The following is a 12743-nucleotide window of genomic DNA, read 5'->3' as shown; positions in this document are numbered from 1 at the left end:
GCCCTCTTCCGCACGCGTGCGCTACGACCGGCCGCCCAGCAGCCCCGTCACCTGCCCGAGCACCGGGACGGACCCGATCGACTGCGCCTGCGCCACCGGCCCCGTCAGGGCCTGCGAGGTGAGCGGCCGGAAGTCGCCGAGCTGGGTGCCGACGCCGTTGTCGAGCGGGTCGACGCCGGTGCCCGCGAGCGGGTTGGGCTTGAGGTCGGCGAGCGGGCCGGTCACGTAGCCGACCGTGCCGGTCAGCGCCCGCAGGCCGGCCTGCGGGTCCACGTCGCCGAGCGAGGTCGGGCGGGTGTGCACCACGCCCGCCACCGTCTCCGCCGCGTCCGCGGACGCCGTCGTCGCGCCCGCTCCCAGCGCCACTCCGACGGTCGCGAGGGCGATCAGGGCGCGTTGGGCGGTGGGGCTGTGGGGTGAGGCGTGTCGGGCCATCGGCGATGCCACCTTCTGGTGCGCTGGGTGATCCGGTCGACACGTAGGGTAGTTGCGGTGTGATGCGCGCTGCAAAGCCGACCCGCGGGGTCGTGACCGGCCCGGCCGATGCCTCACACTGGTGTCCCGTGAGTCCCCATCCGCCCGTACCCACGCGAGTCGTGCTGCTCTGCGGCCCTTCCGGCTCCGGCAAGTCCCTCCTCGCGGCCCGCTCCGGCCTCCCGGTGCTGCGCCTCGACGACTTCTACAAGGAGGGCGACGACCCGACGCTGCCGCTGGTCGCGGGAAGCTCCGACATCGACTGGGACGACCCCGGTTCCTGGGACGCGGACACGGCCGTCGCCGCCATCGTCGACCTGTGCCGCACGGGCCGTACCGAGGTGCCCGTGTACGACATCTCGCTGAGCGCCCGCACCGGCACGGAGAGCGTCGAGATCGGACGGACCCCGCTGTTCCTCGCGGAGGGCATCTTCGCCGCCGAGATCGTCGACCGCTGCCGTGAACTGGGCGTGCTGGCCGACGCGCTGTGCCTGAGCCGCGGCCCGGTGAGGACGTTCCGCCGCCGTTTCCTGCGGGATCTGCGAGAGGGCCGCAAGTCCGTGCCGTTCCTGCTGCGCCGCGGCTGGCGCCTGATGCGCGCCGAACGCTCCATCGTGGCCCGCCAGAGGGCGCTCGGCGCCCACGCCTGCGACCGCGACGAGGCGATGGGCCGCCTGGCGTCCGCGGCGGCCGGCCACCGCGCCCCGGCGGCCCGTACGGCGGCCTGACTCCCGTCGGGCGCGGGGGGAGCCGGGAACACCCGCCCCAAGACGCGGGAAAGCGGGACTGGACGGACCCCCCGGCCCTCCAGCCCCGCTCCCCTTCGTGCTCCCCCGTGTCCCCCGGGTGGTGCTCCCCCGTGCACGTGCGCGGTACCGCTCGTTCCCCACGTCCCCCGTCGGGCCCCCCGGTACCGCTTCCCCCGTTTCCCCCGTGCACCGGCTTCCGTGACCGGAAGCCGGATCCCCCGTGCGCCTCAGGCGACCAACTCGCCGAAGGCGTCCTCCTCGTCACGGCCGAAGCTGAGGACCTCGTCCTCCCGCAGCCGGCGGAGCGACCGCCAGATGCTGGACTTCACCGTGCCGACACTGATGCCGAGGATGCCCGCGATCTCCGGGTCGGTGCGGCCCTCGTAGTACCGCAGGACCAGCATCGTCCGCTGGAGTTCGGGCAGCCGGGCCAGTGCCTGCCACAGGACCGTGCGCAGTTCGGTGCCGCGCATCGCGTCCGTGTCGCCGGCCGTCTCCGGCAGTTCCTCGGTCGGGTACTCGTTCAGCTTGCGGCGGCGCCACGCGCTGATGTGCAGGTTGGTCATGGTCCGCCGGAGGTATCCGCCGACAGCCGCCTTGTCGCTGATCCGGTCCCACGCCCGGTAGGTCGAGAACAGCGCGCTCTGGAGCAGGTCCTCGGCCTCGAAGCGGTCACCGGTGAGGTGGTAGGCGGTGGCGTACAGGGAGGCGCGGCGCTCCTGGACGTAGGCGGTGAACTCCGCTTCCGACAGCGAACGGCGCTCCCCCGAGTCCTCCCTGTACGCGGCTCCCCCGGCCGCACCCGTGGCGGCTCCCGCCGCGGGCGTCTCCCCCGTGTTCGCGTCGACCACCGTCATGAACCCGGTGTGCTGACGCCCGGTGCCGCGGGCGCACCCCCGCCCCCCGCGCTCGAAGGCCGCGCGGGAGGGACCCCCGTCGGCACCGGACCTCTCCGAACCCCGGTTCACGTCGTGCAGGCGCGTGATCACTGCGCTGGTGTTCAGGCTGTGCAGCGTGTTCATCTCGCGCCCCCCGTCGTGGACTTGCGGTGATTCGGTCTGTCGTTCCGGGCTCGGCGTCCTGCTTCCCTGCCCGTGCCGAGAAGCTTGCCGACGCCACTTCATCGCCGTGTCCGTCGACTGTCACAGACCTGTCACAGGGGCCCGTCACGGCGACACCACAGATCCCGCAAAGGCGTTGCCGGTGGCCGCGGGTGCGGCTTCGCTCGGGTCGGCGCGGGAATGCCGGCGGGGACGACCGGCCGGGCGGCGAGGGCCGGCCGGTGCTCCGCGGCCCGGCCGGACGCGTCGGTCCGCGCATGCGCGGCGCCGGCACCGCGCCCGGCCCGTGACACGTACCGCCGCCCTTGGTCCGCGCACGCCCGGCGGCTGCCCGAAACTGTTCGAACAGGCAGGTCCGCGGGCCGGCGGCGGACCGGGGCCCGGCCTCCGTACCGGCGCTCGCGGGGCGCCCCGCGAGCCGCCGCGCGCCGCGCGCGGCGCGGAAACCGCGCACCTGCGGCACCCGGGCCCGGACCACGGGTCGAACGACAGCCCCTCCATGGGCCAGAATGAGCCCGTGCCTTCCCTGTTGCTGATCGAGGACGACGACGCCATCCGCACGGCCCTGGAGCTCTCACTGACGCGCCAGGGACACCGGGTGGCGACCGCTGCGAGCGGTGAGGACGGTCTGAAGCTGCTGCGCGAGCAGCGGCCGGACCTGATCGTGCTGGACGTGATGCTGCCCGGCATCGACGGGTTCGAGGTGTGCCGCCGTATCCGGCGCACCGACCAGCTGCCGATCATTCTGCTCACCGCGCGCAACGACGACATCGACGTGGTGGTGGGACTGGAGTCCGGCGCCGACGACTACGTCGTCAAACCGGTGCAGGGGCGGGTCCTCGACGCCCGGATCCGGGCCGTGCTGCGGCGCGGGGAGCGCGAGTCGAACGACGCCGCGACCTTCGGCAGCCTCGTCATCGACCGTGCGGCGATGACGGTGACGAAGAACGGCGAGGACCTCCAGCTCACCCCGACCGAGCTGCGGCTGCTGCTGGAGCTGAGCCGGCGCCCCGGACAGGCGCTGTCCCGGCAGCAGTTGCTGCGGCTGGTATGGGAGCACGACTACCTGGGCGACTCACGGCTGGTGGACGCGTGTGTCCAGCGGCTGCGCGCCAAGGTCGAGGACGTGCCGTCCTCCCCCACCCTCATCCGCACCGTGCGCGGAGTCGGCTACCGCCTGGACGCCCCTCAGTGACACGAGCGCAAGGGGGGGTCCGCGGCTGGTCCGCGGCGCGCAAGGGACATCTTTCACGGCTGCGGTTCACCAGCCTGCGGCTGCGGCTCGTCATGGTCTTCGGGGCGGTGGCGCTGACCGCGGCGGTGTCCGCTTCGGGCATCGCGTACTGGCTCAACCGCGAGGCCGTGCTCACGCGCACCCAGGGCGCGGTGCTGCGGGACTTCGAGCAGGAGATGCAGAACCGGGCGGGCTCGCTGCCCGAGCACCCGTCGCAGGACGAACTCCAGCACACCGCCGGGCAGATGGCCAGCAGCAGCCAGCGCTTCAGCGTGCTGCTCGTCGGCGAGGACGCCACCGGCACGACCGTGTACGGCAACTCCGGGGGCCTGAACGGCTTCTCCCTGGAGGCCGTGCCCGAGTCGCTGCGCGCGGCCGTCGACAAGAAGCAGGACGCCTCCTCCGGCGACAAATCGCCGTACCACCTGTACTGGCAGCGGGTGGTCGACCACGGCACGCCGTACCTGGTGGCCGGCACGAAGGTGATCGGCGGCGGTCCGACCGGCTACATGCGCAAGTCGCTCGAGCCGGAGGCCAAGGACCTCAACTCCCTCGCCTGGTCGCTGGGTATCGCCACCGGCCTCGCGCTGATCGGCGCGGCACTGCTCGCGCAGGCCGCCGCCACGACCGTGCTGAAGCCGGTGCACCGCCTCGGCGTGGCCGCCCGGCGCCTCGGCGAGGGCAAGCTGGACACCCGGCTGCTGGTCTCGGGCACGGACGAACTGGCCGATCTGTCGCGCACCTTCAACAGAACGGCCGAGGCCCTGGAGAAGCGGGTGGCGGACATGGCGGCCCGCGACGACGCGTCCCGCCGCTTCGTCGCGGACATGAGCCACGAACTGCGCACCCCGCTCACCGCGATCACCGCCGTCACCGAGGTGCTGGAAGAGGAACTGGACGCGGAGTCCGGCAGCATCGACCCGATGATCGAACCGGCGGTCCGCCTCGTCGTCAGCGAGACCCGGCGCCTCGGTGACCTGGTCGAGAACCTGATGGAGGTCACCCGCTTCGACGCCGGAACGGCCCGCCTGGTCCTGGACGACGTCGACGTCGCCGACCAGATCACCCACTGCATCGACGCACGCGCCTGGCTCGACGCGGTGGAACTGGACTCCGGGCGCGGCATCCACGCCCGCCTCGACCCGCGTCGCCTGGACGTGATCATGGCCAACCTGATCGGCAACGCCCTCAAGCACGGCGGCTCGCCGGTACGCGTCTCGATCCGGGAGTCGGAGGACGAGGTCGTCATCGCCGTCCAGGACCACGGCCCCGGCATCCCCGAGGACGTCCTCCCGCACGTCTTCGACCGCTTCTACAAGGCGAGCGCCTCCCGCCCCCGCTCCGAGGGCAGCGGCCTGGGCCTGTCCATCGCCCTGGAGAACGCCCACATCCACGGCGGCAGGATCACGGCCGCCAACTCCCCCGACGGCGGCGCGGTGTTCACCCTGCACCTGCCACGGGACGCTTCGGAACTGGCGGAACAGTCCGAGAAGGACAAGGGGGACGCCTCATGAAGAGGGGCCGTGCACGCCGTCTGCTCGCCCTCCCCCTGCTCGCCGGGCTGCTCACCGGCTGCGGGATCCGGGCCACGGAGGTGCCGACCGACTTCGGCCCGGCACCGTCACGGGTGCGCTGCTCCCTCGCCGAGCCCGAGGCGACGACCCAGACCGCGCGGGGCGTCCCGGTCCAGGTGTTCCTCCTGTGCGGCTCGTCCCTGGTGGCCGTGGACCGCGCCCTGCGGGTGCCCGACGGTACGACGGACTCCGGACGCCGGGTCCTGGTGGCCCAGGGTCTCCTGGACGAACTGGCCGAGTCGCCGTCCGCCGCCGAGAAGGAGGCCGGCTACAGCACGGACGTGCGCGGCGGGACGAAGGTGAGCGGCCCGGCTCCCGGGGATCCCGACGACACCCTGCGCCTGAGCACCTCCCCCGGCGCTCTGACGTCGTACGCCCTGGCCCAGCTGGTGTGCACCTTCTCCGATTCGGCGGCGGCGGAGGGCGACGGCTCGGTGGTGCTGGGCGGCCCCGCGCCGGAACGCCCCCGCCGCTACGAGTGCACCGACGAGGTCCGCTCCCGCCCCGGCTCGGCGGAACCCCCGTCGACGGACGCGGCGAACAGCTGACGCCGGACGGCGTGAGGCACGCCCCTCCCGCCCCGGAACCGATCCCGCCGCCTTCCGCGTCTAGGGGAACGTGCAGCGTCAAGGCATCGGCGGCAGCGCCGTGATCCGCATCCGTGCGGCCGGGAGTGTCCTCCTGGTCGTACATCTCCTGTTCGTAGCCTGGCTCACGCTGCGCCCACTGGACGTCCCCTGGGTGATGCCGACCAACCTGCATCCCTTCGCGGGCATCCGGGCGGACCTGAGGCTGGGCCGGTCCGAGGCGGTCCGCCGCATCGGTGAGGACCTGGCCCTGCTGGCTCCGCTCGGCGCCCTCCTCCCGCTGGCGCACGGCAGGCTGGCCGTCTCCCCGCTGGCCTCCCTGGTCCGCACGGTCACGGCGGGCACCCTGCTGTCCCTGGCGATCGCCCTGCTCCAGACGGGTGTGCCCGGCCGCGTGGTCGACGTCGACTCGGTGCTGCTGAACGCGACGGGCGTGGCCCTGGCCCACGTGGCGCTGGTCCCGGCGGCCCGGTCCCGGCTGCGCCGGCGCGGTGCGCGGCGGGGGCCGTACGGCGCGGGCCCGGAGGAGCCGGCTCAGGGTCTGACCCCGACGATTCCCAGGGTCGGGATCGCCCCGTAGAGCGACGTTTCATCCGCTTCGTCTTCGTAGTGTGGTGTTCACCGGGGGCGGCCGACCAGGACCCGCCCCGGACCGACGCTCACGAAGGAGCCGCAGATGTCCAGCAGTCTCGCCCGCCCCACCCACGGCCGCATGATCGGCGGAGTGTGCGCCGCGCTGGCCCGCCGCTTCGGTACGTCCGCCACGACCATGCGCGTGATCTTCCTGCTCTCCTGCCTCCTGCCGGGCCCGCAGTTCCTGCTCTACATAGCGCTGTGGATCTTCCTCCCCTCCGAGGACAAAGCCCGCACGGCCTGGTGAGCGCGCACGCCGTCGGGGCGCATCCGGGAAACCGGATGCGCCCCGACGGCGTGCGGGCGGGGTCGGTTCAGCCCAGCGGGATCCCGTTCACCGGCAGCCCGTGCGTGGGCAGGCCCTGGAGCGGCAGACCGCCGAGCAGACCCGCGACGGGGGCGGTGGGACCTTGGGCGAGGAGCTGCTGGGCGACGGGCTGGGCGGCGGCCAGACCCGCACCCAGCGCCGGCTGGGCCTGCGTCAGCGCGTCCCCTGCGACCGGCAGGGCCTGGGCGACGTTCTCCGCCGGCAGCGTCCTGGTGACGCCGTCCAGGGTCTGGGCGGCGTCCGGTACGGCCGGCGCGGCGTTGGCGGCACCCGCGCCGGCGGCGGCGAAGGCGGCGCCGAGGGCGGCGACACCGAGGGTCTTGACAGCAGACTGCTTCATGATGAATGCGTCCTCGAATACGGGGAGATGAGCGGTCCATGACCGTAGACACGGGATACCGGTCACCGCAAACATCGAAATGCGGACGGATCGTGAAGACCCGTCCGCACGAAAAGCCCGGGGAAACGGGCGCTCAGCCCTCTTCGCCGGAAGAACCGCTGGTGGATGCGGTCTGCCGGAACAGCCATTCGGACTTCAGTTCTGCGTAACCGGGCTTGATCACGTCATTGATCATGGCCAGCCGTTCATCGAAAGGAATGAATGCTGACTTCATAGCATTGACGGAGAACCACTGGAGATCGTCGAGCGTATAGCCGAACACGTCGACAAGGTGCTCGAATTCCAGGCTCATGCTGGTGCCGGACATCAGCCGGTTGTCGGTGTTCACCGTGGCCCGGAAGTGCAGTTGCCGCAGCAGCCCGATCGGGTGCTCGGCGTACGAGGTGGCGGCCCCGGTCTGGAGGTTGGAACTGGGGCACAGCTCCAGCGGGATGCGCTTGTCGCGGACGTACGAAGCGAGCCGTCCGAGCTTCACCGAGCCGTCCGCGGCGATCTCGATGTCGTCGATGATGCGGACGCCGTGCCCGAGCCGGTCCGCGCCGCACCACTGGAGGGCCTGCCAGATCGACGGCAGCCCGAAGGCCTCGCCGGCGTGGATGGTGAAGTGGTTGTTCTCGCGCTTGAGGTACTCGAAGGCGTCGAGGTGCCGGGTGGGCGGGTAGCCCGCCTCCGCGCCGGCGATGTCGAAGCCGACGACGCCCCGGTCGCGGTAGCGGTTGGCGAGTTCGGCGATCTCCAGCGCGCGGGCGGCGTGCCGCATCGCGGTGAGCAGGGCGCCGACGCGGATCCGGTGGCCGTTCTCGCGGGCGATCCGCTCGCCGTCCCGGAAGCCCTCGTCGACGGCCTCGACGACCTCTTCGAGGGTGAGGCCGCCGTCGAGGTGCTGCTCGGGCGCGTACCGCACCTCGGCGTAGACGACGCCGTCCTCGGCGAGGTCCTCGGCGCACTCGCGGGCGACCCGGACCAGCGCCTCGCGGGTCTGCATGACGGCGACGGTGTGGGAGAAGGTCTCCAAGTACCGTTCCAGCGAACCGGAGTCGGCGGCCTCCCGGAACCAGATGCCGAGCTTGTCGGGGTCGTTCTCGGGGAGGCGGGTGTACCCGGCGTCCCGGGCGAGGTCGACGATCGTGCCGGGCCGCAGCCCGCCGTCGAGGTGGTCGTGCAGCAGAACCTTGGGCGCCCGGCGGATCTGCTCCGGGCTGGGGGCGGCGCCCTTCTGGATGCTCTGGCTCGTCATTTCCGCACTCTAACTCCTACGCGCGTAGACCGCCCGGTGGACAACTCGGTCGATACGCAACGGTGACCGCACGGCCGGGTGGAGTACACCGACGCTTCTGACACTGTTCTGTCATGGGACAGCAAGCGACGCCGCTTCGGTCGGCCAGCCTGGGGAGGGTCATCGGTCCGGAGCCGCGGGCGGTGAGCGGGGCGGTACTGCTGCTCCCCGGCGGTGAGGAAGCCTCCGGCCGCAGACCCTCGCCCCTGTGGCCGACCGCCTCCGTCCGCGCCCTCGGGCGCAAACTCGCCCGCGCGGGACGGGAGGAGGGCCTGGCCGTGCACGTCGTGCGGTACCGCTACCGCGGCTGGAACGGCAGCGAGGCCCATCTGGCCGCCGACGCCTCCTGGGCCGCCGACGAGACCGTGCGGCGCTACGGGGACGTCCCCGTGTGTCTGGCCGGCGTCGACATGGGCGGACGGGCGGCGCTGCGCGCGGCCGGCCACAAGGCCGTCAACTCCGTGCTGGCCGTCGCTCCCTGGCTGCCCGAGGAGGATGTGGCGGTACCACCCGAACCGGTGAAGCAGCTGGCGGGGCGGCGGGTGCTGATCGTGCACGGCACCAATGACGAACGGACCGACCCGGAGCTGTCGTTCCGGCTGGCGGCGCGGGCGAAGAAGGCGAACCGGGACGTGTGCCGGTTCGAAGTGCACTCGGACGGGCACGGCTTGCATCAGCACCGCGCCGAAGTGCTCTGTCTGTGCGAGGACTTCGTGATGGGGGCGTTGTTCGGGAAGGGTTTCTCCCGGCCCGTCGAGGACGCGTTCGCCGCCCCGCCGCCGCTGGGGCTCCGGATGCCGCTGGCCTCGGGGTTCGGGCGGTCGTTGCGGCGGTAGGGAGCGGGCGCCGCCAGGCCCGCAAAGACATCGCCTTCCTCGCCGTGCCTCCGGCGCAGGCCGCGCAGGCCGTCTTGAAGACATGCTTCCGGGCGTGGAAGAACTGCTGGGAGGGCCGCGCAGAGGCACCGAACTTCAAGGGCCGCCTCCGCACGGTGATGTCCGTGGACGTTCCGCAGGGCCGCGACCTGCACATCGTCCGCGTGCACCGGCGCTGGGGTATGGCCAACGTTGCCAAGGTGGGCCGGGTCCGCTTCCGGTGGACCAAGGACCTGCCCGTGGGCAGGCGTGCCGACGCGGAAAACCGGATCACCGGCGCCCGGCTGATCAGGGACGCGCTCGGCCGGCACATCGCCTTCCGTGTCCAGGCCCTGGCGCCCGAGCCCGGTCCCCACCAGGGTCCGGACGTCGGCATCGACGTGGGCGCCACCGTGCCGCTCGCCCTCCCGGACGGCGAAACGTACGAACACGGCCCATGGCTCACAGAGAAGGAGCAGGTCGAACTCCTGCACCTGGACAGCGCGCCGCCGAGCGCAAGCAGCACCGCAAGCCCGGCGAACACACCGGCCGCCGGCTGCACCGCACCTACGACCGGATCGCAGGACTCCGCGCGAAAGCCGAGCGCCGGGCCCTGGACCGGCAGCACAAGACAACCACCGCCGTCACCCGCACCTACGGCACCGTCGCGGTCGAAGCGCTCACCCTCACGAACATGGTCGAACCCGCCAGGGGAACCACCGAGGAGCCCGGGAAGAACGTCACCCAGAAATCCGGGCTGAACCGCTCCATCAGCCAGGAGGCGTGGGGCCGGACCGTCACCACGCTGACGTACAAGACCGCCCGGTTCGGCGGCACCCTGCACAAGGTCCCCGCCCCCCGGCACCTCCAGGCGCTGCTCGGCGTGCGGCATCACCACGCCCGGCGACCGGGAGTCCCAGGCCGTTTTCGTGTGCAAGAACCAGGACTGCGGCTGGTCGGGCAACGCCGACCACAACGCAGCCCGGAATGTCCTGCACCTGTACCGGATGGGCCTCGCGCTCATCCCGGCTGCCGGGAGGGCAGTCGTCAGGCGCACGAAGCGCGTCAAGCCCGCTACCGCAAGGTAAGCGGGAATCTCCCGGTTTCAGCCGGGAGAGCACTTCAAGGCAGCAGGTTGCCCCTCCTCGACAGCAGGAACTTCTTGAAGGCGGCCACCGGCGGGGTGTCGGGGTGGCCGTCCAGCCAGGCCACCCCGATCTCGCGGGCCGCCCTGGGGGCGGTCACCGTCAGTTCGACCACGCCGGGCCGGGGGACGGCGGGGGGCGGCAGCAGCGCCACGCCGAGGCCCGCGGCCACCAGGCCGCGCAGGGTCTCCGCCTCCTCGCCCTCGAAGGCGATCCGCGGGCGGAAGCCCGCCTCCTGGCAGAGGTCGTCGGTGATGCGGCGCAGGCCGTAACCGGGTTCCAGGGTCACGAAGGTCTCGTCGGCGGCCTCGGCGAGGCGGACGCGCCGGCGGGCGGCGAGGCGGTGGTCGGCGGGCACGACCAGGCGCAGCTTCTGTTCGTCGAGGCGGCGGGCGACGAGGTCGGGGGCGTCCGGCACCGGCGAGGTCAGGCACAGGTCCAGTTCACCGGCGCGCAGCCGCTCCAGCATCGCCTCGCCGTAGTTCTGGACCAGGCTGAAGCGGACGCGGGGATGGTCCGCGCGGAAGGCGTGGATCAGCCCGGGGACGGTCTCGGCGCCCATGGTGTGCAGGAAGCCGAAGGCGACCTTGCCGGTGGCGGCGTCGGCGTCGGCGCGCACCTCGTCGGCGGCGCGCTCGACCTCGGCGAGGGCGCGTTCGACGGAGGTGAGGAAGGTGCGGCCGGCGGGGGTGAGGGAGACGGTGCGGCCGCGGCGGGCGAAGAGGTCGACGCCGAGGTCCTGTTCGAGGCGGACCATGGCGCGCGACAGGGTCGACTGCGGGACCTGCATCTCCTGCGCGGCCCGTGTGACGTGCTCGGTGCGGGCGACGCCCGCGAAGTACGCGAGCCGCGGGGCGAGCAGTGTGACGATGTCTTCTGTGTCACCGGACGGTGACAGCTGCCTCTGTGACCTCTGCTGATGCGCCATGGGAACGATTATGGAGTTTCCGTGCATTGGACGGATGAGCGGGGCGGTCCGTAGGTTCGAGGCATGTCTCCCGCCAGTACCGGGGCGTCCACCACCGTGGGCGCCGTCGCGACCGTTCCCGCCGCCCCCGCCCCCGCCCCCGCCGCACCCTCCTCCCGCTCCTGCTCGCCCTCCGACTCGCGGATGGCTCCGGGCGGTCCCGGCTACCGCCGGATGAGTTTCGCCCTGTTCCTGGCCGGGGTGGCGACCTTCGCCCTGCTGTACTCCACGCAGGCGCTGCTGCCGCTGATCTCCGGTGAGTTCGGGGTCGCGGCGAGCGACGCGAGCTGGACGGTGGCGGCGGCGACCGGCGGGCTGGCCCTGTTCGTCCTGCCGATGAGCGCCCTGTCGGAGCGCTACGGCCGTCGTACGGTGATGACCGGCTCGCTGGCGGTCGCGGTCGGCCTGGGGCTGCTGGTCCCCTTCGCGCCGTCGCTGGACGCCCTGGTGGTGCTGCGCGGTCTGCAGGGGGCGGCGCTGGCCGGTCTGCCGGCGTCCGCCACCGCCTATCTCGCCGAGGAGGTCCGGCCGCGGGCCCTGGTCACGGCGATCGGCCTGTTCGTGGCGGGCAACAGCGTCGGCGGGATGAGCGGCCGGGTCATCACCGGCTGGGTCGCGCAGGAGTGGGGCTGGCGGGTCGCGGTCGCGGTGATCGGCGTGGTCGCGGTGGTCTGCGCGGTCGCGTTCCGTCTGCTGCTGTCGGCGCCGCGGCACTTCACGCCCGGTTCGCTGCGCCCGCGGGTGCTGGCCCGTACGGTCCGCGACCACCTGGCCGATCCGCTGCTGCGCCGTCTGTACGCGATCGGCGCGCTGTTCATGACCGTCTTCGGTGGCGTGTACACGGTCATCGGCTACCGGCTGACCGAGGCGCCGTTCTCGCTGCCGCAGGGCATCGTCGGCTCGATCTTCCTCGTCTACCTGGTGGGCACGGTGTCCGCGTCGACGGCGGGCCGGCTGGTCGGCCGCCTGGGCCGGCGCGGGGCCCTGTACCTGGCGGGCGGTACGACGGCCACCGGTCTGCTGGTCTCCCTCGCCGACTCGCTCCCGCTGGTCCTGCTGGGCCTGGTGCTGATCACGGCGGGCTTCTTCGCGGGGCACGCGGTGGCGTCCTCGGCGGTCGGCAAGACGGCGACGACGGGCCGCGCGCAGGCCTCGGCGCTCTACCAGTCCGCGTACTACATCGGTTCCAGCGCGGGCAGCACGGTCGGCGCGACGGCGTTCCACGCGGGCGGCTGGGCCGGCACGGTGGGCGTGGGCGTCCTGGCGGTGGCCGGCGTCGTGACGATCACGGTGCTCGGTTCGCGGGCGGCGCGCCGGCAGCCCCTGGCCGCCGCGCACTGAGGTCCGCGCGTCCGGGCCCTCCCCGGCGTTCGCCTCGCCGTCCTTCCTCCGAGCTGCGGCTCCGGCGGCTCGAGGGGCCGTTGTCAGTAGGCTGCGGTAGCTTCCGAAGTACTGGGGCGC

13 protein-coding genes and 1 pseudogene are annotated in these 12743 nt (G+C 72.7%); 9 read left to right on the top strand and 5 right to left on the bottom strand.

All coding sequences use genetic code 11. The features are described 5' to 3' along the window. Positions 1-21: 21 nt before the first annotated feature. A complete protein-coding gene (locus AB0N31_RS20220) occupies positions 22-435 on the bottom strand; it encodes a hypothetical protein (protein WP_366059740.1) in 414 nt (137 codons plus the stop codon). 59 nt (positions 436-494) lie between these two features. Between AB0N31_RS20220 and AB0N31_RS20215 the strand changes: the two genes are divergently transcribed. After that, on the top strand, positions 495-1202 hold the full coding sequence (locus AB0N31_RS20215; RefSeq protein WP_366059739.1) for a uridine kinase: 708 nt from the start codon (positions 495-497) through the stop codon (positions 1200-1202). Between the two features lie 248 nt (positions 1203-1450). Here the strand turns inward: AB0N31_RS20215 and AB0N31_RS20210 are convergent, their stop codons facing one another. Next, positions 1451-2245, bottom strand: coding sequence for a SigE family RNA polymerase sigma factor (locus tag AB0N31_RS20210; protein ID WP_366059738.1), 795 nt, complete (start codon positions 2243-2245; stop codon positions 1451-1453). Between the two features lie 556 nt (positions 2246-2801). Between AB0N31_RS20210 and afsQ1 the strand changes: the two genes are divergently transcribed. From afsQ1 to AB0N31_RS20185, 5 genes are all read left to right on the top strand, one after another. Beyond that, positions 2802-3479 carry a two-component system response regulator AfsQ1 gene (gene afsQ1 / locus AB0N31_RS20205; RefSeq protein WP_366059737.1) on the top strand — a complete coding sequence of 226 codons (678 nt, stop codon included), beginning with the start codon at positions 2802-2804 and terminating at the stop codon, positions 3477-3479. Next, on the top strand, positions 3476-5032 hold the full coding sequence (locus AB0N31_RS20200) for a HAMP domain-containing sensor histidine kinase (protein WP_366059736.1): 1557 nt from the start codon (positions 3476-3478) through the stop codon (positions 5030-5032). The genes afsQ1 and AB0N31_RS20200 overlap by 4 nt, the downstream gene beginning before the upstream one ends. Further along, positions 5029-5640, top strand: a complete 612-nt coding sequence (locus AB0N31_RS20195; protein ID WP_366059735.1) for a hypothetical protein — start codon at positions 5029-5031, stop codon at positions 5638-5640. Before AB0N31_RS20200 ends, AB0N31_RS20195 begins: the two co-directional genes overlap by 4 nt. A 70-nt stretch (positions 5641-5710) precedes the next feature. Beyond that, positions 5711-6259, top strand: coding sequence for a VanZ family protein (locus tag AB0N31_RS20190; RefSeq protein WP_366059734.1), 549 nt, complete (start codon positions 5711-5713; stop codon positions 6257-6259). 96 nt (positions 6260-6355) lie between these two features. Next, entirely contained in the window at positions 6356-6559 is a 204-nt protein-coding gene (locus tag AB0N31_RS20185) for a PspC domain-containing protein (protein WP_365470621.1), read from the top strand. Between the two features lie 67 nt (positions 6560-6626). Here the strand turns inward: AB0N31_RS20185 and AB0N31_RS20180 are convergent, their stop codons facing one another. After that, entirely contained in the window at positions 6627-6980 is a 354-nt protein-coding gene (locus AB0N31_RS20180) for an ATP-binding protein (RefSeq protein WP_366059733.1), read from the bottom strand. Between the two features lie 133 nt (positions 6981-7113). Continuing rightward, complete coding sequence (locus AB0N31_RS20175; protein ID WP_366059732.1) at positions 7114-8277, bottom strand: adenosine deaminase; 1164 nt, start codon at positions 8275-8277, stop codon at positions 7114-7116. Between the two features lie 113 nt (positions 8278-8390). Between AB0N31_RS20175 and AB0N31_RS20170 the strand changes: the two genes are divergently transcribed. Beyond that, positions 8391-9152 (top strand): alpha/beta hydrolase, encoded by a 762-nt coding sequence (locus AB0N31_RS20170; protein ID WP_366059731.1) that lies wholly within the window; start codon positions 8391-8393, stop codon positions 9150-9152. Between the two features lie 11 nt (positions 9153-9163). After that, positions 9164-10258: pseudogene (locus AB0N31_RS20165) on the top strand (transposase); the annotation flags it as partial. 34 nt (positions 10259-10292) lie between these two features. Here the strand turns inward: AB0N31_RS20165 and AB0N31_RS20160 are convergent. Beyond that, positions 10293-11243: a LysR substrate-binding domain-containing protein gene (locus tag AB0N31_RS20160; protein ID WP_366059730.1), complete on the bottom strand. Its 951-nt coding sequence runs from the start codon at positions 11241-11243 to the stop codon at positions 10293-10295. A gap of 63 nt (positions 11244-11306) precedes the next feature. Between AB0N31_RS20160 and AB0N31_RS20155 the strand changes: the two genes are divergently transcribed. Continuing rightward, positions 11307-12623 carry an MFS transporter gene (locus tag AB0N31_RS20155; RefSeq protein ID WP_366059729.1) on the top strand — a complete coding sequence of 439 codons (1317 nt, stop codon included), beginning with the start codon at positions 11307-11309 and terminating at the stop codon, positions 12621-12623. Positions 12624-12743: the final 120 nt, after the last annotated feature.

This window comes from Streptomyces sp. NPDC051051, from assembly GCF_040682975.1.
Taxonomy (GTDB): domain Bacteria; phylum Actinomycetota; class Actinomycetes; order Streptomycetales; family Streptomycetaceae; genus Streptomyces.
The sequence above is the reverse complement of the archived record's forward strand: the minus strand, read 5'-3'. Positions and strand labels throughout refer to the sequence as shown.

Bases quoted from the DNA above. Each gene is read 5' to 3' on its own strand.
- AB0N31_RS20220 (WP_366059740.1), bottom strand. From the start codon at position 435: ATGGCCCGACACGCCTCACCCCACAGCCCCACCGCCCAACGCGCCCTG.
- AB0N31_RS20210 (WP_366059738.1), bottom strand. From the start codon at position 2,245: ATGAACACGCTGCACAGCCTGAACACCAGCGCAGTGATCACGCGCCTG.
- AB0N31_RS20195 (WP_366059735.1), top strand. From the start codon at position 5,029: ATGAAGAGGGGCCGTGCACGCCGTCTGCTCGCCCTCCCCCTGCTCGCC.
- AB0N31_RS20185 (WP_365470621.1), top strand. From the start codon at position 6,356: ATGTCCAGCAGTCTCGCCCGCCCCACCCACGGCCGCATGATCGGCGGA.
- AB0N31_RS20180 (WP_366059733.1), bottom strand. From the start codon at position 6,980: ATGAAGCAGTCTGCTGTCAAGACCCTCGGTGTCGCCGCCCTCGGCGCC.
- AB0N31_RS20175 (WP_366059732.1), bottom strand. From the start codon at position 8,277: ATGACGAGCCAGAGCATCCAGAAGGGCGCCGCCCCCAGCCCGGAGCAG.
- AB0N31_RS20170 (WP_366059731.1), top strand. From the start codon at position 8,391: ATGGGACAGCAAGCGACGCCGCTTCGGTCGGCCAGCCTGGGGAGGGTC.
- AB0N31_RS20160 (WP_366059730.1), bottom strand. From the start codon at position 11,243: ATGGCGCATCAGCAGAGGTCACAGAGGCAGCTGTCACCGTCCGGTGAC.
- AB0N31_RS20155 (WP_366059729.1), top strand. From the start codon at position 11,307: ATGTCTCCCGCCAGTACCGGGGCGTCCACCACCGTGGGCGCCGTCGCG.